Origin of the sequence: Luteibacter sp. 3190 (assembly GCF_031456385.1) — a bacterium.
In the GTDB taxonomy this organism is placed as follows: Bacteria; Pseudomonadota; Gammaproteobacteria; order Xanthomonadales; family Rhodanobacteraceae; genus Luteibacter.
This window is the reverse complement of sequence record NZ_JAVDUO010000005.1, coordinates 103562-124451: the sequence shown is the minus strand read 5'-3', so window position 1 is coordinate 124451 and position 20890 is coordinate 103562. Positions and strand designations below refer to the sequence as shown.

At 67.7% G+C, this 20890-nt stretch carries 21 protein-coding genes; 9 read left to right on the top strand and 12 right to left on the bottom strand.

All coding sequences use genetic code 11. From position 1 onward, the window contains the following. Positions 1 to 5 precede the first annotated feature (5 nt). Positions 6 to 986: a carbohydrate kinase gene (locus tag J2X58_RS17835; protein WP_310050024.1), complete on the top strand. Its 981-nt coding sequence runs from the start codon at positions 6 to 8 to the stop codon at positions 984 to 986. Beyond that, entirely contained in the window at positions 983 to 2203 is a 1221-nt protein-coding gene (locus tag J2X58_RS17830; RefSeq protein WP_310050022.1) for an AGE family epimerase/isomerase, read from the top strand. Before J2X58_RS17835 ends, J2X58_RS17830 begins: the two co-directional genes overlap by 4 nt. A 232-nt stretch (positions 2204 to 2435) precedes the next feature. Here J2X58_RS17830 and ligD read toward each other — a convergent pair whose 3' ends face one another. From ligD to J2X58_RS17810, 4 genes are all read right to left on the bottom strand, one after another. Next, positions 2436 to 3308, bottom strand: coding sequence for a non-homologous end-joining DNA ligase (ligD, locus tag J2X58_RS17825; protein ID WP_310050020.1), 873 nt, complete (start codon positions 3306 to 3308; stop codon positions 2436 to 2438). Between the two features lie 2 nt (positions 3309 to 3310). Beyond that, entirely contained in the window at positions 3311 to 4246 is a 936-nt protein-coding gene (locus J2X58_RS17820; RefSeq protein WP_310050018.1) for a Ku protein, read from the bottom strand. Positions 4247 to 4352: 106 nt separating this feature from the next. Further along, on the bottom strand, positions 4353 to 6257 hold the full coding sequence (locus J2X58_RS17815; RefSeq protein ID WP_310050016.1) for a CocE/NonD family hydrolase: 1905 nt from the start codon (positions 6255 to 6257) through the stop codon (positions 4353 to 4355). A 177-nt stretch (positions 6258 to 6434) separates the two neighbouring features. Next, a complete protein-coding gene (locus tag J2X58_RS17810; protein WP_310050015.1) occupies positions 6435 to 6686 on the bottom strand; it encodes a hypothetical protein in 252 nt (83 codons plus the stop codon). A gap of 320 nt (positions 6687 to 7006) precedes the next feature. Between J2X58_RS17810 and J2X58_RS17805 the strand changes: the two genes are divergently transcribed. Then, on the top strand, positions 7007 to 9937 hold the full coding sequence (locus J2X58_RS17805; RefSeq protein ID WP_310050011.1) for an autotransporter outer membrane beta-barrel domain-containing protein: 2931 nt from the start codon (positions 7007 to 7009) through the stop codon (positions 9935 to 9937). A gap of 31 nt (positions 9938 to 9968) precedes the next feature. On the opposite strand, the gene J2X58_RS17800 is transcribed toward J2X58_RS17805, so the two are convergent. The 6 genes from J2X58_RS17800 to J2X58_RS17775 all read right to left on the bottom strand — a co-directional run bounded on the left by J2X58_RS17800 (position 9969) and on the right by J2X58_RS17775 (position 15606). Next, entirely contained in the window at positions 9969 to 10847 is an 879-nt protein-coding gene (locus tag J2X58_RS17800) for an EamA family transporter (RefSeq protein WP_310050009.1), read from the bottom strand. A 246-nt stretch (positions 10848 to 11093) separates the two neighbouring features. After that, positions 11094 to 11615: a hypothetical protein gene (locus J2X58_RS17795; RefSeq protein ID WP_310050007.1), complete on the bottom strand. Its 522-nt coding sequence runs from the start codon at positions 11613 to 11615 to the stop codon at positions 11094 to 11096. A gap of 60 nt (positions 11616 to 11675) precedes the next feature. Beyond that, positions 11676 to 12449 carry a YdcF family protein gene (locus J2X58_RS17790; protein ID WP_310050004.1) on the bottom strand — a complete coding sequence of 258 codons (774 nt, stop codon included), beginning with the start codon at positions 12447 to 12449 and terminating at the stop codon, positions 11676 to 11678. Between the two features lie 47 nt (positions 12450 to 12496). Continuing rightward, a complete protein-coding gene (locus tag J2X58_RS17785; protein WP_090055275.1) occupies positions 12497 to 12874 on the bottom strand; it encodes a response regulator in 378 nt (125 codons plus the stop codon). A gap of 108 nt (positions 12875 to 12982) precedes the next feature. Continuing rightward, entirely contained in the window at positions 12983 to 13621 is a 639-nt protein-coding gene (locus J2X58_RS17780) for a response regulator transcription factor (protein WP_090055276.1), read from the bottom strand. Beyond that, positions 13618 to 15606 carry an ATP-binding protein gene (locus J2X58_RS17775; RefSeq protein WP_310050002.1) on the bottom strand — a complete coding sequence of 663 codons (1989 nt, stop codon included), beginning with the start codon at positions 15604 to 15606 and terminating at the stop codon, positions 13618 to 13620. Before J2X58_RS17775 ends, J2X58_RS17780 begins: the two co-directional genes overlap by 4 nt. A gap of 214 nt (positions 15607 to 15820) precedes the next feature. Between J2X58_RS17775 and J2X58_RS17770 the strand changes: the two genes are divergently transcribed. Continuing rightward, on the top strand, positions 15821 to 16417 hold the full coding sequence (locus tag J2X58_RS17770; protein WP_090055280.1) for an AraC family transcriptional regulator: 597 nt from the start codon (positions 15821 to 15823) through the stop codon (positions 16415 to 16417). A 4-nt stretch (positions 16418 to 16421) separates the two neighbouring features. Here J2X58_RS17770 and wrbA read toward each other — a convergent pair whose 3' ends face one another. Continuing rightward, entirely contained in the window at positions 16422 to 17021 is a 600-nt protein-coding gene (wrbA, locus tag J2X58_RS17765; RefSeq protein WP_090055281.1) for an NAD(P)H:quinone oxidoreductase, read from the bottom strand. A 105-nt stretch (positions 17022 to 17126) separates the two neighbouring features. On the opposite strand from wrbA, the gene J2X58_RS17760 reads away from it, so the two are divergent. The 5 genes from J2X58_RS17760 (at position 17127) to J2X58_RS17740 (ending at position 19958) form a co-directional block, all read left to right on the top strand. Then, complete coding sequence (locus J2X58_RS17760) at positions 17127 to 17399, top strand: hypothetical protein (protein ID WP_090055283.1); 273 nt, start codon at positions 17127 to 17129, stop codon at positions 17397 to 17399. Between the two features lie 41 nt (positions 17400 to 17440). After that, positions 17441 to 18358 carry a hypothetical protein gene (locus tag J2X58_RS17755; RefSeq protein ID WP_310049998.1) on the top strand — a complete coding sequence of 306 codons (918 nt, stop codon included), beginning with the start codon at positions 17441 to 17443 and terminating at the stop codon, positions 18356 to 18358. 110 nt (positions 18359 to 18468) lie between these two features. Continuing rightward, complete coding sequence (locus tag J2X58_RS17750) at positions 18469 to 18651, top strand: hypothetical protein (protein ID WP_310049997.1); 183 nt, start codon at positions 18469 to 18471, stop codon at positions 18649 to 18651. A gap of 106 nt (positions 18652 to 18757) precedes the next feature. Further along, the gene (locus J2X58_RS17745; protein ID WP_310049994.1) at positions 18758 to 19519 is read left to right on the top strand and encodes an AraC family transcriptional regulator; all 762 of its coding nucleotides are present in this window, start codon (positions 18758 to 18760) and stop codon (positions 19517 to 19519) included. Position 19520: 1 nt separating this feature from the next. Beyond that, the gene (locus J2X58_RS17740) at positions 19521 to 19958 is read left to right on the top strand and encodes a MarR family transcriptional regulator (protein ID WP_310049992.1); all 438 of its coding nucleotides are present in this window, start codon (positions 19521 to 19523) and stop codon (positions 19956 to 19958) included. On the opposite strand, the gene rhtC is transcribed toward J2X58_RS17740, so the two are convergent. Further along, the gene (gene rhtC / locus J2X58_RS17735; RefSeq protein ID WP_090055291.1) at positions 19955 to 20584 is read right to left on the bottom strand and encodes a threonine export protein RhtC; all 630 of its coding nucleotides are present in this window, start codon (positions 20582 to 20584) and stop codon (positions 19955 to 19957) included. The two genes, J2X58_RS17740 and rhtC, sit on opposite strands and share 4 nt — an antisense overlap. Positions 20585 to 20890 lie beyond the last annotated feature (306 nt).

Sequence of the window (20890 nt, the reverse complement as noted above, 5' to 3'; positions counted from 1 at the left end):
TACGCATGTCTTCCATCCTCTGCTTCGGCGAGGCGCTGATCGATTTCCACGCACAGCCCCAGGGCGGCGCCGGTCAGCCTCCCGCCTTCGTTCCTTTCGCCGGCGGCGCGCCGGCCAACGTCGCGGTCGCCGCGGCCCGCCTGGGTGGTAACGCCCGTTTCGCCGGCATGCTCGCCCGCGACATGTTCGGCGACTTCCTGCTGAAGAGCCTGACCGACCTCGGCGTCGGCACGGACGACGTGGCCCGCACGGACGAGGCGCGTACCGCGCTCGCGTTCGTCGCGCACGACGACAAGGGCGATCGCAGCTTCAGCTTCTACCGTCCGCCCGCGGCCGACCTGCTGTTCCGTCCGGAACACTTCCGCGCGTCCGCGTTCGACGATCTGGCGATCTTCCACGTCTGCTCCAATTCGCTGACCGAAGCCGCCATCGCGCACACCACGGTCGAGGGCATGCGCCGCGCGCGCGCCGCCGGCGCGCTGGTCAGCTTCGACATGAACCTGCGCCCCGCGCTGTGGCCGAAGGACGAGGCACCGCTGCCGCGCCTGTGGGAAACACTGCACGAGGCCGACGTCATCAAGCTGAGCGCCGAGGAATTCGCGTTCATCCACGCGGGCGCGGGTTCCGATGACGCCGTGCTCGACCGCCTCTGGAAGGGCAACGCCCGCCTTCTGCTCGTCACCGACGGTGCCGAGCCGATGCGCTGGTTCTCGCGCGGCGCGCGCGGCACGCTCGCGGGTTATCGCGTCGACGCCGTCGACACGACCGCCGCCGGCGACGCCTTCGTGGGAGGCCTGCTCGCGCGTCTCTCCGCCGAGGGCGTCACGCCCGCACGCTTCGACACCCTCATCGCGGACGAAGGTCGCCTCGTCGACCTGATCCGCTTCGCCGCCGCCTGTGGCGCCATCACGGCCACGCGCAAGGGCTCGTTCACCGCCATCCCCGACCAGGCCGAAGTCAAGGCCTTCATGGAGACGCACGCATGACGACCGTTCCCCTCCCCGATTTCCACGACGTGAACGTCCTGCGCGACCACGTCGCGAAGACCATGGCGTTCTACAAGCCCAACGAGGTCGATCCGGCCGGCGGCTTCTTCCAGTACTACAAGGACGATGGCTCGGTCTACGACCGCACCCACCGTCACCTCGTGTCCAGCACGCGCTTCGTGTTCAACCACGCCATGGCGTTCCTCGAGTTCGGCAAGCCCGAAGACAAGGAACTCACCATGCACGGCATCAAGTACCTGCGCGAGGTTCACCTGAACCCCGAAACGGGCGGCTATGCGTGGACGATCGCCGACGGCAAGCGCGACGACCAGATGAACCACTGCTACGGCTTGGCGTTCATGCTGCTCGCCTACTCGTGCGGCGTGAAGGTCGGTTTCGACGAAGCCAAGGGCTGGCAGAACGAGATCTGGGATCTGCTCGAGAAGCGCTACTGGGAGCCGTCGTACGGCCTGTACCGCGACGAGGCCGACAAGGACTGGAACTTCACCGGTTATCGCGGCCAGAACGCGAACATGCACATGACCGAGGCGATGATCGCCGCGTGGGAAGCCACGAAGGACGACCGCTTCCTCGACCGCGCGCTCGTGCTCGCCGAGAACATGACGCAGCGCCAGGCCGGCCTGACGCCGCAGAAGCTCGTGTGGGAGCACTACCACGAGAACTGGACGATCGACTGGGAATACAACCTCGACAACCCGAAGCACCTGTTCCGCCCGTGGGGCTTCCAGCCCGGCCACCAGACCGAATGGGCGAAGCTGCTCATGATGCTCGAGCGCTACACCAAGGGCACGCCGAAGCATAAGGCGTGGCTCGTGCCGACGGCGAAGCACCTCTTCGACGAGGCCCTCGACAAGGCCTGGGACAAGGAATACGGCGGCATCGCGTACGGCTTCTCGCCTGAGGGCGACGTGTGCGACGACGACAAGTATTTCTGGGTGCAGGCCGAATCGCTCGGCGCCGCGCAGCTGCTGTTCGAATCCACTGGCGAGACCAAGTACGACGAGTGGTACGAGAAGATCTGGGCGTACAGCTGGGAACACTTCGTCGACCATAAGTACGGCGCGTGGTATCGCATCCTGCACCGCGACAACACGAAGTACGACGACGAGAAGAGCCCCGCCGGCAAGACGGACTACCACACCATGGGCGCGTGCTACGAAGTGATGGCGTCACTGCGCCGCATGCAGAAGAAGTAAGGAACGCCAGACGAAGAAAGCCTCCGCTCCCGGAAAGGGGCGGAGGCTTTTTTTTGCCTTCACGGTCCCTGCGCCCTCACCGTCATCCCGGCGCACGCCGGGATCCACGGCGTCGGTCCCCGAGGGTGCAGCGGCCTCGTGCGCATAAAGCCGATGCCGATCCCACGCATGGGCCGATCGCACCGCGGTGGATACCGGCGTACGCCGGTATGACGTGAGGCTCGACGGTGGGCTACGGCAGCGCTTGCTTCAATGAAGCGATCCCCTCCCACGGATCCGCCTCCAGCGTCTTCGCGCGCTTCAGCGCCTTCTTCAGGTCGAACGCGCCGCCCGTCTTCAGTCGTGCGATCTCCTCCCAACGCAGCGGCATAGCCACGGGCGCGCCGGGGCGCGCGCGTAGCGACCACCCCGTCACGCTCGTCGCACCTCGCGTGTTGCGCAGCCAGTCGATGAAGATCATGCCCTCGCGCTTCGCCTTGCTCGCCTCCGCGATGTAGCGCGTGGGCGACTCCGCCACGAGATCGTCCGCCAGCGACTCGCAGAACGCTTTCACCGCCGCCCACGACGGTCCGCGCCGGAAGGGCGCGACGACGTGCAGACCCTTGCCGCCCGAGCTGCGCACGAAACTCTCCAGCCCCGCGGCGGATAGCCGCTCGCGAATCTCGCGCGCACCGGCGACCACCGCCTTCCAGGCCACGCCCTGCGCCGGATCGAGGTCGAAGATCAGGCGATCCGGCTTATCGGGATCGTCGACGCGCGCGCCCCAGGGGTGGAACTCGAGCGTGTTCATCTGCACGAGTTCGAGCACGCCGCGCACGTCGTCGACGTAGATGTACTGCGCCGATTCGCCGTCCTTCTCGTCGAGCGTGACGGCCTTGACGTCCGGCCCGAGCGAGTCCGCATGGTGCTTCTGGAAGAAGCACTGCCCGGTCGAACCCTGCGGACAGCGCACCACCGAGAGTGGCCTGTCGCGCAGCTCCGGAAGCATCCATGCGGCGACCGCCTCGTAATAGGCGGCCACATCGCCCTTGGTCGGGCCGCCGTCGCCGAACACCTCCCTTTCGGGATGGGTAATGGTGACACCGCCGACGATGAGGCCCGCCACGCTCAGCCCGCCCGGCGCTTCGCGGGCGCCTTGCGTGACGCCGTCTTCTTCGCCGGCGCCTTCTTGGCGGCGGCTTTCTTCGTCGCCGTCTTCTTCGTCGCCGTTTTCTTCGCGGGGGCGGCCTTCGCCGCGGGTGTACGCGTCTTCGCGCCGAGGCTCTTCTTCAACAGCGCCATGAAGTCGACGACGTTGGTCGTCGCGTTCTCCGGCGTCCGCTCGTCTTCCTCCACCGTGGTGGTGACGCCCTTGCTCTTGAGCCGCTTCTCGATCGCGGCGCGAAGCTTCGCGCGGAATTCGTCATGGTAGCTCTCGGGCTTCCACTTGCCCGACATCGATTCGATGAGTTCCGTCGCCATCTCCATCTCGCGTGACGTGATGCGGTAGTCGGACGCCGCCTTGTCGGGCAACTCGTAATCGGAGGCGTCGACCACCTCGGATTGGTAACGCAGGATGTTCAGCAGCAGCGCGTTGCCCTGCGGCATCACGGCCGCGAGGTATTCCTTCGTGCGGATCACCACGCGAGCGATGCCGACCTTGCCGGTCTTCTTCAGCGTCTCGCGCAGCAGCACGTAGCCCTTCTCCGCCTTCTTCGACGGAAGCAGCACGTACGGCTTTTCGAAATACTGCGGCGAGATGTCCGCCCCATCGACGAAGCTGTCGATCTCGACGGTCTCGTGCGCGTCGCTCGCGGCGTTCTTGATGTCCTCTTCCTCGAGCACCACGTAGCTGCCCTTCTGGTATTCGAACGCCTTGACGATGTCCTTCCAGGGCACCTCTTCGCCTGTCTCCGCGTTGACGCGCTCGTAGCGCACGGGCGTGTTGCTCCGCTGGTCGAGCATGCGGAAATGGATGTCGTTGCGGCGCTCGCCGGACATCAGGCGAATGGGGACGTTGAGCAGACCGAACGACAGCGTTCCGGTCCAGATCGGGCGAGCCATGGGGTGGTCCTCGACGCGGGGTGTGTCGCGAGGATAGGGGCGGCGGCGTGGAGAGCTTGTGTGGGAGCGGCCTTGGCCGCTCCCACAGGAGCAAACGCAGTGCCCGCTACTTCGCTTCCACCACCGGCAGTTCGATGCTGCTGGCCGTGCCCGGCGCGTGCCACACCTGCTGCGTCGCCTTCCGGTAGTCCTCGGGCTTCGCGAAGAAGATGTTCGGCACGTAGGTCTGCGGGTTGCGGTCGTACAGCGGGAACCACGACGACTGCACCTGCACCATCACCCGATGGCCGGGCTCGAAGGTGTGGTTCACGGTGGGCAGGCCGAAACGGTACTGCAGCGGGGTGTTCGGCGTCAGGGCCTTCGGCGCCGAGAAACTCTCGCGATAGCGGCCGCGGAAGATGTCCATCGAGATCGAGAGTTCGTAGCCGCCCATCGTCGGCTCCGAGGCATCCGAAGGCGGATAGACGTCGATCAGCTTCACCACCCAGTCGCTGTCCGTGCCGCTCGTCGAAGCGTACAGATTCACCTGCGGCGCGCCCGCCAGCTTCAGCGGCGCCGTGAGCGGCTCGGAGACGTAGGTAAGGACGTCCGGACGGCCGTCGACGAAGCGCTGGTCCTGGACCAGCCAGGTCGTCCACGACTGGCGGTCGCCGAAATGCACCGGGCGGGGCACATACGGCACCGGCTTCGCCGGGTCCGAGACGTACTCGTCGAATCGGGCGGCCCCCTCGGTGGGGGCCTCAAACGACAACTTTCCGTTGGCGCCGAGGTACAGCGGGCGGCTTCCCTTGGCCTGCGGCCAAGACTTGTAGCGGTCCCAATGATTGCCGCCGGTGTCGTAGATCAGCACGGGCGGCGTGTTCGCCTTCGGCGCGCCGTCCACCAGGTATTGATTGAAGAACGGCAGAAGCACGTCGCGGCGGAACTGCAGCGCGGTGTCGCCATCGAAGTTCAGGGCACCGAGCGAGGCCGCGCCGTAATTCACCTGGCTGTGGCGCCACGGGCCCATGACCAGGTAGTTCTTGTCGTTACCCTTGTCCTTCGGTTCCACCGCCGCGTAGCTGTGGATGGCGCCCCACATGTCTTCCTGGTCCCACAGACCCTGCAGCCACATCGTGGGTACCTTCAGGGGATGTTTCGCCATCTCGCGGTCGAGCGCCTGCTCCTCCCAGTAAGCGTCGTAAGCCGGGTGCTCGCTCAGCTTGCGCCAGTACGGCAGCTGGTCGAGGCCCGCGGCCCGGGCATAGTCGCCCGCGGAGCCGGCCTGCAGGAAGTTCGCGTAGTCGTCGTAACCTGCGCGCGGAATGGCCGCCCCCTTGCCTCGCTTGGCGTTCTGGCCGGCGATGTAATCGAAGTTGGTCTGGCGGAAGGCGCCGTAATGGAACCAGTCGTCGCCCATCCAGCCGTCGACCATCGGGCTCTCCGGTGCGGCGACCTTGAGGGCTGGATGCGGGTCGATCAGCGCCATGACGACGGTGAAACCCTCGTACGAGGAGCCGATCATGCCGACCTTGCCGTTGGATTCGGGCAGGTTCTTCGTCAGCCAGTCGATCGTGTCCCACGCGTCGGTGGAGTGGTCGGTCGCCGTGTCGTTGAGCGGCCCGCGCAGCGGCCGGGTCATGACGTAGTCGCCCTCGGAACCGTATTTGCCGCGCACGTCCTGGAACACGCGGATGTAGCCGGCGTCGACGAACACCTCGTCGCCCTGGGGCAGGAGGTCGCGCATCGTGGGGGAGTCGCTGCGGGCCGCGCGGCCATCCGCGTTGTACGGCGTGCGCGTCAGCAGGATCGGCGCGTGCTTCGCGTTCTTCGGAATGACGATCACCGTATGCAGTTTCACCCCGTCGCGCATGGGGATCTCGACCACGCGCTTGACGTAGTCGTTGGCGGTGGTCGGGGCGTCGAACTTCGCGGGGATGTCGGGCGTCATCGGTGCCGTCTGGGCGACGGCGACGGCGGAGCCGATGGCAAGGGACAGCGCGAGCAGGGGCAACAGCGGACGGTGCGGCATGGAGATTCCTGTGGCAGTGGGACGAAGGAACCACCCTAGCGTGCCGCATCCCCGCCGGAAGGGCCATGGCCCATGCCTTCCGGCGCACGCGCTTTCGGACGGCCAAAAAAAACACCGCTGCCGAGGCAGCGGTGTCCTTCGCATCCGGCGGCCGCCCGGAGGCGGCCGTCGAACGACTTACTGACCCGAAGCGGCGGTCGAAGCCGGAGCCGGAGCAGCCGTGCCGGCAGCGGCCGGAGCGGTCGTGGCCGGAGCCGGAGCGGTGGCGGCCGGAGCGGCGGCGGTCGCGGCCGGAGCAGCGGCAGTGGCAGCCGGAGCGGCGGCGGTCGAAGCGGCGGCCGGCGCCGGAGCGGCGTCTTCCGACTTGTTGCAGCCCGACAGCAGGGCGGCAGCGACGAAAGCCAGGGCAGTGATCGAAACAATCTTCATGGTAAGGCTCCTCATTGTTATGTATTGGGCAAGCGCAGCGGAGCATAGCGCCGAAACGACGCAGCTTCCACGACAATCGGCGCACTTGCCGACAGAAAGAACACGCACCCCCTCTGAAAGACCCCTCCGTGGACGGGCCATTCCCCAAGGCTGCGACGTGCAGGGTGGAACATCGGTGTCCGACGGCGCAGCGCAGACAGCGTTCGCAGACATTTTCAGAATAATCGCGTTCCCCTCTCCGAAGCCAGTCCCTACCCTGTCAGCCGGAAGTTGCAGTCGGGCACCCCGCCCCCTGCCGCCAGCCATGGAGCGACTGTCTTTTGAATACCCCCACCCCCCTTCCCCGCCGTTTCCTCGCCGCCTGCATGGCGGCTTTTTTTGCACCCGCCGGCGTCGCCGGCGACGACACCGCGGCGCTGCCGCCCTTCATCGTCGACGCCGGCGACGATCTCCTCATCGATCCCGGCGACTACACGACGTCCGGCGATTCCGAGTCCGTCCTCATCATCCGGGGCGGCGGCACGGCCTCGGCGGACGATGTCCGCTTCACCACGTCCGGCAAGGACGCCTATGCCATCAACATCACGGGTGCCGGTAGCTACCTCTCGCTCTCGAACGCCACGCTGACCACCGAGGGCGTCGGCGCCTACGCGGTGAAGCTCGCCAACACCGGGAGCAACCGGCCCTCGCTCTTCGATCATGTCGACATCGTGACCCGGGAAGGCGGCGCCACGGGCGCCCGGCTCTCCGACGCCATCGCGGGATTCGCGAAAGGAAGCATCGTCACCGCCGGCTATGCCGCACACGGCATCGACGCCACGGACGGAGCCACCGCGACGATCGACGGCACGGCGATCGCCACGTCCGGAGGTAACGCATCGGGCATGGTCGGCAGCGGCGACGGCACGGGTCTGCGCGCCAATGCCGCCACCATCATGACCAAGGGCGACGAGAGCCACGGTATCTACGTCGAAAGTGGCGCCCAGGCCGTCTCCATCGATACGACCATCGGCACCGAAGGAGCGGACGCCCACGCCATCAACGTCAATTCCGGCGCGGGCCTCGTCACCGTCGAGGGCAGCCACCTCTCCACCCTCGGCGAGCGGGCCTCCGCGGTCGGCATCTACGATGGCTCCGGGCCGGTCCGCCTCGCCCAGACCACCATCGAGACCTCCGGCAAATCGGCGCCCGGGATCGACAACCGGGGCGCCTTCGCCGAAGTCGACCGGGTCACGATCAAGACCACCGGAGCCTCGTCGTACGGCATGCTTGCCAAGGGCGCCGCGGCGCCCGGCATGTCTCCGATGTTCCAGGCGACCGCCGTCGACATCACCACCGCGGGCTCGTTTGCCCACGGTGCCCGGGCGGAAACGGGTGGCCGCATCGTTCTCGCGGGCTCGTCCATCGAGACGACGGGCGCCAACGGGCATGGACTGTACAGCGCGGCCGGCGAGGTCAGCGTCTCCGACACCCGCGTGCATGCGACCGGCAAAGACGCCTACGGTGCACTCGTCCTCACCGGCGGCAAGCTCACGGTCAAGGGCGGCAGCATCGCGAGCGGACAGTTCGCGGCGCTCGGCCTGCTCGACCCGAGCCTCGTCCGCATCGGCGGCGATGCCGTATTGAAGGGCGGCAACGGTGCCTTCGCCGACATCGATCCCACGTCGACCAAGCCGTTCACCATCGTGCTCGACGATACCGCACAGGCCTTCGGCGACATCCGCTTCTCCGACGACCCGAGGCCGCCCTCCGATGAGACGAAGGCGTCCGTCACCATTCGCCACGGCGCGGTCTGGTCCGGCGCGACCGCCATCGTCCGTAACGTCGATGTCGAAAACGGCGGCACCTGGCGCGTCACCGGGGACAGCGTGATCGGCGCGCTCCGCAACGACAACGGCGTGGTGGCGTTCGCGTCGCCCGGCGCGGCCAGCGTTTCCACGCTGACCATCACAGGCAACTACGAAGGACGCAACGGCCTGATCCATCTGCGCACGTGGCTCGGCGACGACACTTCCTCATCGGATCTCGTCCACGTCCAGGGCAACACATCGGGAACGACGCGCCTCGCGATCGCGCCCCTCGGCGGTAACGGCGCTTACAACGCCGAAGGGATCCCCGTCGTGCGCGTCGATGGCGCATCCGATGGCACCTTCACCCTCGCCGGGCGCGTCGTGGGCGGCTCGAACGAATACTTCCTGCACAAGGGCTCGGTGAGCCAGCCGGATGACGGTAACTGGTACCTGCGTTCCGCCGTCCCGGAGCAGGTCGTCGACCCTGAAGAAGGCGATGACGACGACCCGATCGCGCCGCCGGTCGTGCCGCCCAGTGGCCCCCTCCTCCGCCCCGAGACGGGCACCTATCGAGCGAACCAAACCGCGGTGCTCGAAATGTTCCAGGCAGGCCCCGGCGCGGGCGAAGACGATGAGCCCGATGTGTCACGTGGCGCGGCGTGGGCGCGCTTCGAGCGCAACCACACCACCTTCGATTTCCGCGATCAGATCACCACGACCACGGCGTCGAACGAACTGACGCTCGGCGCCGACGTATGGCGCGGCGGCGAGTCCACTCAGGCGTACGTCGGCGTCATGGGAGCTGTCGGTCAGGCGAACACCAGCGGCACCTCGCTCGTGACCGGCTACACCGCCAAGGGCCGTGTGCGCGGCGCCGCCGGCGGCTTCTACGGTGGCCTGCGTACCGAGGCCGGCAGCTACATTCGCGGCTGGACCCGGTTCGCGCGCTTCAACGAACGGGTCGAAGGCAGCGGGCTTCCGGTTGAGAACTACGACAGCAACACCGTGAGTGGCAGCATCGAAGGCGGTCACCGGTGGCGCGCGACGCTGACGAAGGACACCGACGCGTACATCGAGCCGCAGGCGCAGATCGTCGCGACACGCCTCAACGGCGGAGTCCATACCGAAGCCAATGGGGCGCGCGTGAGTCCGAGACACGCCAGCGGCGTCACCGGCCGCATCGGATTGCGCAGCGCCGCTCGCTGGCAAACGCCCGGCGGACATGTGGCCTCGCCGTACCTCACAGCGAACTGGCTGCGTCGACTGGGCCGCCTCGATGCGACGCAGCTTGGTGGCGAAGCGTTCACCGGCGGCGTCCCGCGCAACGCGTACGCGCTGAAGCTCGGCGTCACGTTCCTCCGCCACAGCGGCTGGCGCTTCTGGGGCGATGTCGAAACACGTTTCGGCGCGCGGAACTACCGCCGTGTCGCCGGCACCTTCGGTATCCGTCGCACCTGGTAACCGTACCGGCTCGCTACATGCGAGCCGCGTTTCAACCGGCGAGTTCCACCGACGGCGCGGACGACCTCCGCGCCGTCACCGTGCTGCCGATCGATGCCAGAACGATGAAACCGATGGCCAGCCACTGGTAAGCGGTGAGGCGCTCGCCCAGGAGCAGCATGGCGAGGAACGAGGCCACGGCCGGTTCCAGGCTGACCATGATCCCGAAGGTTTCGCTCGGCAAGCGCTTGAGGGCCATCATTTCCAGCGACATGGGGATCGCGCTGGACACGATGGCGACGCCGAGGCCGGCAGCGAGGATGGCGGGATCGAGCAGGCGCGCGCCAGCGTGGGCGACGCCATAGGGCACGACGATCAGGCTCGCGGCGACAAGGCCGAGCGATACGGAGTGGCCGGCGTGCAAATGTCCGGCCTGCTTGCCGAAGATGATGTAGAGCGCCCAGCAGAACGCGGCGCCGAGGGCGAACGCGACACCGGTCGGATCCAGCGTGCTGCCGTGGCCCAGCGGGAGAAGCATCGCGAGGCCGACGATGGCGGACGCGAGCCAGACGAAATCGACGGGACGGCGTGACGACCACATGGCCACGGCGAGCGGGCCGCTGAATTCGATCGCCACGGCGATGCCGAACGGAATCGTCCGCAACGCGAGATAGAACATCAGGTTCATCGCGCCGAGCGTGAGGCCGTAGCGAATCACGGACGCGGCATCGCGGCGCGTCAATGGCCAGCGCCATGGCCGCCAAAAAGCCAGAAGAACGAGCGCGGAAAACCCGACGCGCAGGGCCGACGTGCCTTCCGCACCGATCAGCGGGAAGAGCTTCTTCGCGAACGAAGTGCCGATGCACAGCGAGGTGACGGAACCAAGGACGGCGAGCGCGGGGAGCCAGGGGGTGGTGCGGGAAGGTGGCATGGAGGCAACTTTACACACCTCGCCGACCCTGTAGGAGCGGCCCTGGCCGCGACATGTTTTGGGGCCGGAAGCTACAGGGCCTGTTGCGCTTTCGCGAGAAGCTGTCGCGGCCAGGTCCGCTCCCACGATTCAGGAGCGGGCCGGGTCCGCTCTACCAACCTTTCGCGGGGTAGGGCCTGTTGCGCTTTCGCGAGAAGCTGTCGCGGCCAGGTCCGCTCCAACTCAGGAGCGGACCGGTGGGGGTGCTTACTGCGCGCCGCCCTGGGCGTCTTCGTTCATCAGCGCGTTGATCTGCGCCTTGTGCGCTTCGTAGAACGCGACGTTCTGCTTGTTGACTTTCGACTGGTCGACATAGGCGGCCATCTGCGGATTGTTCTTCGCTTCCGACGCGATCGCCGCGTTGGTGACGGCGAGGTTCGCGAGCAGGAACTCACGTGGCGTGAAGCCGTTCTTCTTGATCAGCGGCTCGATGCGCGGATCCGAATCGGTCACCTGCTTGGCGAGATCGTCGAGCGAGTGGATCTTCGAGAAGTCGGTCTTGGCGTCCTTCGGGCGAATGCCCTGGGCCTTGGCTTCCTGCGACACCTTCACGATGCGGTTGAACACGTCTTCGGTCAGGTTGTAGTTCTGGATCGCCTGTTTGTCCGACGCCGGGATCTGGCTGGCGGGATTCGCGGCCGGAGCGGGCGCGGCCTGCTGCGCGAACGCGGCGACCGGCATGACGGAAGCGGCGGCCAGCAGGGCGGCGAGGATGGTGCGTGACTTCACGGGCGACTCCTTGATTGAAAGGTCCGTGCTGGACGGTTGAACAGCATAAAACGCCAATTGTTAGCGAGGTGTCTGCGTGGTTGCGTTATCTTCAGGAATCTTCGGCGCGTTCCAGCCCATGGCGTTGTAGAAGTGGTAGCGCCACACGCCGACGTATTCGTGGATCGCGAAATCCGCGAACGAGAGGTTTTCCGAGCTCGGCAGCCAGTCGTAACGCGCGTTGACATAATCGGCCCGCACCGGCTCGCCACGGATGCCGAAGTGCGCGAAGTAAAGCAGCGCGCGCTTCAGGTGCACGCCCGACGAAACGATCACCACCTTGTCCGCGCCATACGCCATCAACAGCGGCTTGCTGTTCTGCGCGTTCTGGAACGTGTTCATGCTGTTGGCCTCGAGGATCAGATCCTCGCGCGGCAGCCCCAGGAGGTCGAGCGTGATGGCGTAGACGTCGGCTTCCGCCTGCTTGAGCTTCATCGCATCGCCACCGCTCACCTCCACCTTGCACTCCGCCCCGGTCGCCTTGCAGGCCCGGTAGAGTTCCGCCGCGCGCAGGATGCGTCCGTTGGCGTAGAGGCTGGGCTCCACCGCGCCGGCCCCGCTGCGCACCGTCCCCGCGCCGAGCAGGATGATCGCGCTCTTCCGCCCCCACTGCGCGACGTCGGGTGCGAAACCGGATTGAAGATGACCGAGGAGCATTCCCGTGAGCGGCCCGCAGCCGGCGAAGAACAGCCACGCCAGCGCGAGCAGCGAGAGGACCATGCCTCCCCGGATGCGGCGCCGCGCGAAGAGGACGAGGCCGATGACGATGAGGATCAGGAAGAGGGTCAGGGTCATGGGGCCGGAGCGTAGCAAACCCCGGTGACAAAAGGCCGCCGCTCGCGCTAGTGCGGCGCCTCCCCGAGCGCCCTTTGCAGGCAATCGACCAGCTGGTCGCCACTGAAGGGTTTGCCGAGGTAGCAAAAGGCGCCCGCGGCGAGGATGTTCGCGCGCGTGCTTTCGTCGAGGAATCCCGTGACGAACACCACCGGATAGGTGCGACCGCGCTCCACCAGGCGGTTGTACAGGACGAAGCCGTCCATGCCGGGCATGTGGACGTCGGTCACCAGGCAATCGACACCTTCGTCGTCGCCATGGCTGAGGAACTCCTCGGCCGAAGCAAAACTCCGTACCTTGTGTCCCAGCGAACGCACCAGACTGACGGTGGCCGTCCGCACGGCCTCGTCGTCGTCCACGATCGCCACGATCCTGTTAGCGGCCAACCTGAATTCCTCGCCGGGTATGTGCCCGACCTGCCGTCGATACAGTGCGCCCCCGGATGGGGGATGGGAATCATACGGAGGTTTGCGGTGCGCGCGGGGCCGCTGGTATCAAGGGTTCGCGGCGAGCGCTTCCGCCTGTTTCACCAGTTCCGCGAGGGATTTCGCGCCCATTTTGCGCATGACGTTGCCACGGTGGATCTTCACCGTGATCTCGGAAAGCCCCAGCAGGCCGCCCACTTGCTTGTTCATGAGACCGGCCGTGACGTGGGTCATGACCTCCCGCTCGCGCGGGGTGAGCGAGGCATAGGCGCTGCGCAGCGTTGCGAGCGCGTCAGCCCCGCGACGATCCGCCGCATCGCGCTCGATCGCGCTGGTGACGGCGTCGAGCATGTCCTGGTCGCGAAACGGCTTCGCCAGGAAATCGAGCGCGCCGGCCTTCATCGCGCGCACCGACATCGGGATGTCGCCGTGGCCCGTCATGAAGATCACCGGCAGACGGTTTTCCATGGCGGCGAGCTGCGCCTGGAAATCGAGACCGCTCACGCCGGGCAGGCGCACGTCGAGCACGAGGCAACCGGGCGCGTCGGCGTTCTCGCGCGCGAGAAAATCGGCCGTGCTTCCGAACGCCGCGACGGTGAGACCCACGGAACGGAACAGGGAGGCGAGCGCTTCGCGCACGGAGGCATCGTCGTCGACGATGCAGACGATGGGTGTGCGAGCGGCGTTGGCGACGGGTACGCCAGTCATGCGCGGGCCTCCTCCGCCTCCGTCAGCGGTAACGTGAAATGAAAGGTCGCCCCGCCACCGGGACGATTGGTCGCCCACAGGCGACCGCCGTGGGATTCTACCGTGGAACGACAGATCGCGAGCCCCATGCCCATGCCGTCGCCGCGCGTGGTGACGAACGCATCGAACAGGTGCGGGGCGATATGCTCGGGGATGCCGGTGCCGCTGTCTTCCACTTCCACGAGCAGGCCGTCGACGGCGTCGGCGCGTGCGCGCACGTTCAGCAGGCGCTTGCCGGTGACCTCGGACATCGCCCGGATGGCGTTGGCCATCAGGTTGACCACCACCTGTTGAAGCTGCACACGGTCGCCATGGGGGAGCGGCGCGTCGCGGGCGATGTCGACGCGCAGGGCGATGCGATGCAGCGCGATGTCGCCATCGAGCAGCTGCGCGCATTCTTCCACCAGCGCGGCGAGATCGAAGCGGACGTGCTGGCGCGGCTCCTTGCTCGCGAGACTACGCACGCGGTGCACCACTTCGCTCGCGCGCCGCGCGTCGCGCACCACGCGGTCGATGGCCTCGCAGGCCTCGCCGATGTCCGGTTGCGGGCGACGCAGCCAGCGCAGGCTGGCTTCGCCATGCGTGACGATGGCCGCCAGCGGCTGGTTCACCTCGTGGGCGATCGAGGCGCTCATCTCGCCCAGCGCCGTGACGCGCGCCGCCTGCGCCAGCTCGGCCTGCATGGCGATCAGCGCGCGCTCGGTGCGCTTGCGGTCGGTGATGTCGACGACGCTGACCAGCACGCGGTCGTAGCGGGTCGGGCCCAGCGGCATGTTCAGCGCGAAGAGCACGGTGAGACGCTCGCCACGCAGATTGATCAGATGGGTTTCGCCCTCGGCGACACCGCCGCCTTCGAGGATCTTCAGCAGCACGCCCGCGAACGTGCGCTCGGACGCCGGCAGGATGCGATCGAGCGGACCGATCAGGTCCTCGCGCCGGCGGGCGCCGAGCATGCGCACGGTGGCCGCGTTGACGTCGGTCACGTAGGTCAGGGCGCAGGCCTCCGCCACGAACTCGGGATGCGCCTCGATGTAGCGGGCCATGTCGGTGACGCCCTGCGCGCGCAGTTCGTCCACGCGATCCATCACGCGCGAGTAGTCTTCCTCCCAGAAGGAGAACCGGGCGGTCTCGAACATGCTGCGGTAACGGCGCTCGCTCTCGGCAAGGGCCGCCGCGGCCGCGCGCCGTTCCGTGACGTCGGTACCCGCCTCGAGGATCATGCGCGGCTTGCCGAGTTCGTCGCGCAGCAGGGCGCAGCGCGCTTCCACGATCACGATGCGGCCGTCGCGATGGCGCTGGAACACCTCGCCCTCCCAGCGTCCGGCCCCGAACAGGGCGGCGTCGGCCTCCACCCGGTCGCCGGGGAACGCCGTGCCGAGCAGGTCGCTCGCGCGCCTGCCCAGGGCCTCCTGCGCGGTCCAGCCGTAGAGCTGTTCGGCACCGCCGTTCCAGAGCACGATCACGTCGTCCATGTCGCGCACGAAGATCGAATCGTGGGTGAGCTCGATCAGGCGGGCCTGGCCGGCGATGGTGATCAGACGCTCGCGGTTGCGCAGGGAGAGCCAGCCCGTGCTGCCGATCGCCCCGAGGCTCACGGCGCAGCGCAGCATCGGGGCGTCGAGGGCCGGCATGCCGTGGACGCGCACGTACGCGATCGTGGTGAGCAGGAGGCAACCGATGGTCGCGCCCAGGATGGCGCGGCGGCTGCCGCTGGCCGCGACGAGCAGCACGACGACCACGTAGACGACCGCCACGGCGCTCTGCAGGGGCGTGAAGGTGTCCACGAGGAAGACGGCCAGCGCGAGCAGGCCGCTGGCGCCCATCAGCAGGCCGGACGCCAGCCGCCGCGGGCGGGTGGCGGGGACGTACGCCTGGCTCTGCATGTGCCGGAATCGCGACATCGTCATGTGGGTCCGGTCGATGGGTGTCTTGTACGGAATCGGCACGAAGTGTTCCGGTTTCGCGTAGCGAGAGTCTTGCACGCCGGTGATGGTTTTTGACCGTTACGGCTGGTCGCTACAAGAAATATACAAACCCTCCATTAATCCTTTGGTATGGCCTGCCCTCATCCTATGTAGAATTCAGCCCACCCCCGCTTCGCGAATAGTCTGCCGACATGGGCAAACCCGCCCATGAGCCACCCTCCGTGGAGCAGACGCGATGCGATACGAAACGAATGCTTATGCCGGAACGGGGAGCGCCCGCGCCTCCGATGCCATGCACGGCATGGCCTCCTTCCCCCTTCCCACCGTCGACGATGAATCCAGCGTCACGCGCCTGCTCGAGCAGGCCCTGACCGCGGCCGAATCCGACCTCGCCACGACCCGTGCCTGCGTCGCCCGTGCGGCCGCGCTGCTGGAACGTGAGCCGGCCGCCTCCCCCGCCCTCCCGCCCGCCGCACCCCGCCGCCGGGTCGGCGCGGGCCTGGCGCCCTGGCAGGCGCGCCGCGTGGCGGCGCACGTGGACGAGAACCTCGGCTTCTCGATCACCATCGACCAGCTGGCGTCCATCGCCGGCCTGTCCAGCAGCTACTTCTGCCGCGCCTTCAAGGACTCCTTCGGCGATCCCCCGCATGCGTACATCATGCGTCGCCGCGTGGAGCGCGCGCAGACCCTGATGCTGCAGACCCGCGAACCGCTCAGCCAGATCGCCCTGGCCTGCGGCCTCTCCGACCAGGCGCACTTGTGCAACCTGTTCCGCCGCCTGGTGGGGCAGAGCCCCAGCCACTGGCGGCGGTCGCGCTGGCAGGAAGCCTGACGGATCAGCCGAAGAGCTTCGCGGCCACTTCGGCGATGTGCTTGCCCTGGAACCTGGCGCCGGCGAGTTCGTTCTCGCTGGGCTGCCGGGATCCGTCGGTGCCGGCAAGGGTGGTCGCGCCGTAAGGCGTTCCGCCCGTGATCTCATCCATCTTCGTGAGGCCCGTGAAGCTGTACGGCAGACCGACCGGGATCATGCCCAGATGGAACAGGTTCGTGATGATCGAGAACAGGGTGGTTTCCTGGCCGCCGTGCTGGGTCGCCGTCGAACTGAAAGCGCCACCGAGTTTTCCGTTGAGCGCGCCACGCTGCCACAACGGGCCCGCCTGGTCGAAGAACGCCGCCATCTGCGACGTCATGCGACCGAAGCGGGTACCGGTTCCGACGATGATCGCGTCGTAGTTTTCGAGTTCCTCGACGCGGGCGACGGGCGCGGACTGGTCGGTCTTGAAATGGGCATTGCGAACGACCTCGTCGGGCGCGGTTTCCGGGACACGCTTCACATCGACGGTGGCGCCGGCATCGCGCGCACCATCGGCGACGGCATGGGCCATGGTCTCGATGTGGCCGTACGACGAGTAATACAGAACGAGGACTTTGGCCATGGGACGGTCACTCCGTATCGGAAAGGGTAAGGACAGGAAAGTTAGGCACGTTTGTCGTCTAGAGCACGTGTGGGCGATCCACCGCCGTCACTCGAGGTTAGTTGCATGTCATACGCCCGGATTGTCGATATTCGTTCCCCGATCGAGGGGACCCCGCGCAAGTCGCACGCCTGGCACGTGTTGCGCGAAGCCGCGCGCGTCGAGCCCGACGAAGCCGCGCGCATCGCCTGGTATCGCGACGATCCGATCGCGACGCTCGGCATGCGCACCGCCGAGGCGCTGGTGGCGCTGGGCCGTTACGAGGAAGTGCTCGCGTTCCTGCGCGGCGTGAAGCTCGACATGGGCCTGGAACCGGCGCGGGGTTTCGGCTCGTTCTGATCGCGCTACAGTGGGCGCCAACAGGGATGCCGGATGGCCACGTGTCGATCGAAGAAGCTTTCACCGCCGGGCACGACGAACGCATCACCGCCGAGCGCGCCTATGAGCTCCACTGGGCCGACCTGCTCGACCGCGATGCGCGATTCACGTGTGTCGGCAACGGATGTTCCGCGCCGCTGATCTGCGCCTGCCTGGACAAGCCCGAGCAGAACCTGCGCATCCGTCCCTACTTTCGTTCGTACCGGCTCGAAGATCACGCCGACACCTGCGAAGTCGCGCACGGTCGCGGCGAATCGAAAGCGGAAAAGCGACCCGACGTGTTCGAAGCCGAACGTCCCGCGGATCACTTCCGCGCGCCGGCGGCGACGCCGACGGCCGACGCGGTCGCCTCACCGGCGCGGCGCGCGGCTCCGTCGGCCGGCACGGTATCGAGGCCGCGCGCCAGCCACTATTACCGCCTCTCCTCGCTCGTGCAGAAGTTCCTCGAACATCGCCGCGACAAGGACCTGGACGAGGCCACCGTCGAGATCGGCGGCGAGACGCAGACGTACGAAGCCCTTTTCCGCAACGTCTACCGGCAGAAGGTCGCCGACCTGCTCGGCACGCGTGCCGTGTGGTGGGGCACCGCCTCGCTTCGGGCGACGAAGGAAGGCGGCTATTACCTGCGTTTCTCGCGTCCTTTCCGCCACGACGATGCGGAGCTGCGTCCGACCATCACGCTCACCGCGAAGGAGATCGACGCGTATCCGGTGCGACGCCTCCTGCGTGCGCGTCTCGACAAGCTGATCGCCGAGTCGGATGGCTATTGCGTGGTGTTCGTCTGGGCGAAGCCCTGGATGCCGAAGGATGCCGAAAAACCCTTCGTGCGTTTCTACGTGAACAACCTCGACCACATCGACGTGCGCGGGCCCGAGATCCTCGAAGAGCTCAGGAATACCTCGCGCGTGGCGTCCCCATGACGACGGTGGCGGCCTGCCTCCGGGTGGGAGCGCGTTTACGCGCGAACGTCCTCGCGGCAAGCACCCATTCGCGCGTGAACGCGCTCCCACCCTGACGTAGCCACAATGCCATGCCCGGAAAACCCCGCAAACGCCTCCGCCTCCCGTTCGTCCGCCATCCCCGGGACGCGTCGCACGATTACGACGACGCCAGTTATGACGGTGGTGTTTCAGGCGGCCCGTACCTGCGGCACGTCGTCGTGGTCGTGGTGGTCGTCGCCGTGGTCGCGGCCATCCTGAGGTGGGCGTTTTAGGCACCGCGGTGTTGTCGGAGGACGGTCTACCTCTTATGGGGGTGGATGCCGATACTTGCATGCGCAATCCTTGTCCCGCCCTCCGATACCCGAAAAGGATCGGCCCATGTACCGCGCCGAATCGACCTGCCCAAGCACCTATCGCCGCGCCCTCGCCACGGTGATCGTCGACCTCGCGCAGCGCTCCGCCGCGGTCGACCGTGACGACCGCCAGGGCGGGCTGCGGCTGGTCGACGACCTGCGCGGCCGCTCCCAGCTCACCGAGATCGCGCTCGACGACGCGGCCGACGACCTGCTGCTGGTCTATCGCACCGCCTGCGCGTCGGATGGCATGGGCGGCGGAGCCATCCTCTTCCGCGGCGAGCCGAAAGGCGCGATGGACAGCGACCATCCCCCGGCCGTGCGCACGCTCGCCCAGGTGCTGTTCGACAGCCTGCGCGCCGAGGCCCCGAACGCCCCGCTGCTCGCCCACGTGGCGCTCGCGCTGAGGGCGATCCTCAGCCTGCCGACCGGGCCCGAGGAGACCGGCGCCCCGCGCGGCGGCCTGGCCACGTGGCAGGAGCGCCGCGCGGTCGCCTACATGGACGAGCGGCTCGACCAGTCGTTCCCGGTGTCGGACGTCGCGGACGCCTGTGGCCTTTCCGTCAATCACTTTTCCCGCGCGTTCCGCCGCAGCTTGGGCAAGCCGCCGCACCGCTGGCTGCTCGACCGCCGCATCGAACGCGCCCGCCAGCTCCTGCGCGACACCACGCTCTCGCTGGCGGACATCGCCCTGGCCTGCGGTTTCGCGGAACAGAGCCACTTCACCCGGGTTTTCACGCGCACCGTCGGCATGCCGCCCGGTGCCTGGCGCAGGGCGGCCGACTGAGATGGCATCGGAAGACACGACGACGGCCCTCGGTCTGGGCCGGGACCTGATGCTGGCCGGCTCCCGGCTGCGCGACACCGTGGGCAAGCGCGCCCAGCGCGAGTTCGGGCTCACCGCCCTGCAGAGCGACATGCTCCTGCTGCTCGCCCTCCGCGGCAGCATGATCTCCACCGAACTGGCGGTCGCATGCGGCGTCAACGCCAGCACGGTCACGCACGCGGTGGATGCCGGCATCGAGCGCGGCCTGATGCGCCGCGAGCGCAACGAGTCCGACCGGCGCCTGGTGGACATCGCCCTGACGCCGGCCGGCAAGCGCATGGCCGAGCGCGTCCGCGCCCTCGTGGCCGATCTCGCGCGCGCGGCGCTCGACGGCGTCGATCAGCCGGCCGTGCTGGCGGCCAGTCTCGCGCAGGTCACCCGGAACCTCGACAAGAGTTAGGCGGCGCGGCGCCCGAAGACGAGGTGCAGCCCGAACAGCACGAAGATCGCGCCGGCCCCGCCGTCGATCCAGCGGCTGGCCCGCACGTAGCCCCGGCGCATGGCGGGCAGCGCGAAGATCCCCGCCACGATCGCGAACCAGAGGAAGGTCTCCACGGTGACCATCGCCCAAAGGCCCCAGCGCGCCGCGGCGCCCATGCCGTCGCCCACGAACGCCGAGAAGATGGACGCGAAGTAGATCGCGGCCTTGGGATTGGCGAGGTTGGTGGCCAGCCCGCGCATGAGCGCGCGTCCCGGACTGGACCCGCGAACGTCGACCACGGGCGCGGCCGCGTCGGCCTTCGCCTTCCACGACGCCCGGAGCATCTGGAAGCCCATCCAGCACAGGTACGCGCCGCCGGCGATGGCGATGCCCCGCTCCAGCCAGGCCAGCCGGTGCAGCAGGATCTGCAGGCCCAGGAGCGCGAGCGCCGCCCATACGGCGACGCCAAGGGCGATCCCGATCACGCCGGCGAGCGCCTCGCGCCGCGACCGGCTGGCGGCCAGCTGGGATACGAAGAAGAAATCGGGACCCGGGGTGACCAGGGCCACGATCTGCACGAGGGCGATGGTGAGGAAGAGGTTCATGGGTCCTTATCCTACCGTCCCGAAACGTCACCCCGGCGCACGCCGGGGTAAACGTCCTCGGTGGACCTGAGCGCGACGCGACTCCCCGGAAGCCAACACATCAGCGCCTCGCACGATCGGGAGCCGACGACGTGGGCCCCGGCGTACGCCGGGGCGACGGTGAGGGGCACTGACGGACCGGCACCCGCACCGCGAAGCCTGTCACCCCGCCGGAAACGTCACCCCGGCGCACGCCTCCACCACCTTTCCGGATCGTCACCCCGGCGAACGCCGGGGTCTACGTCCTCGGTGGACCTGCGCGCGACG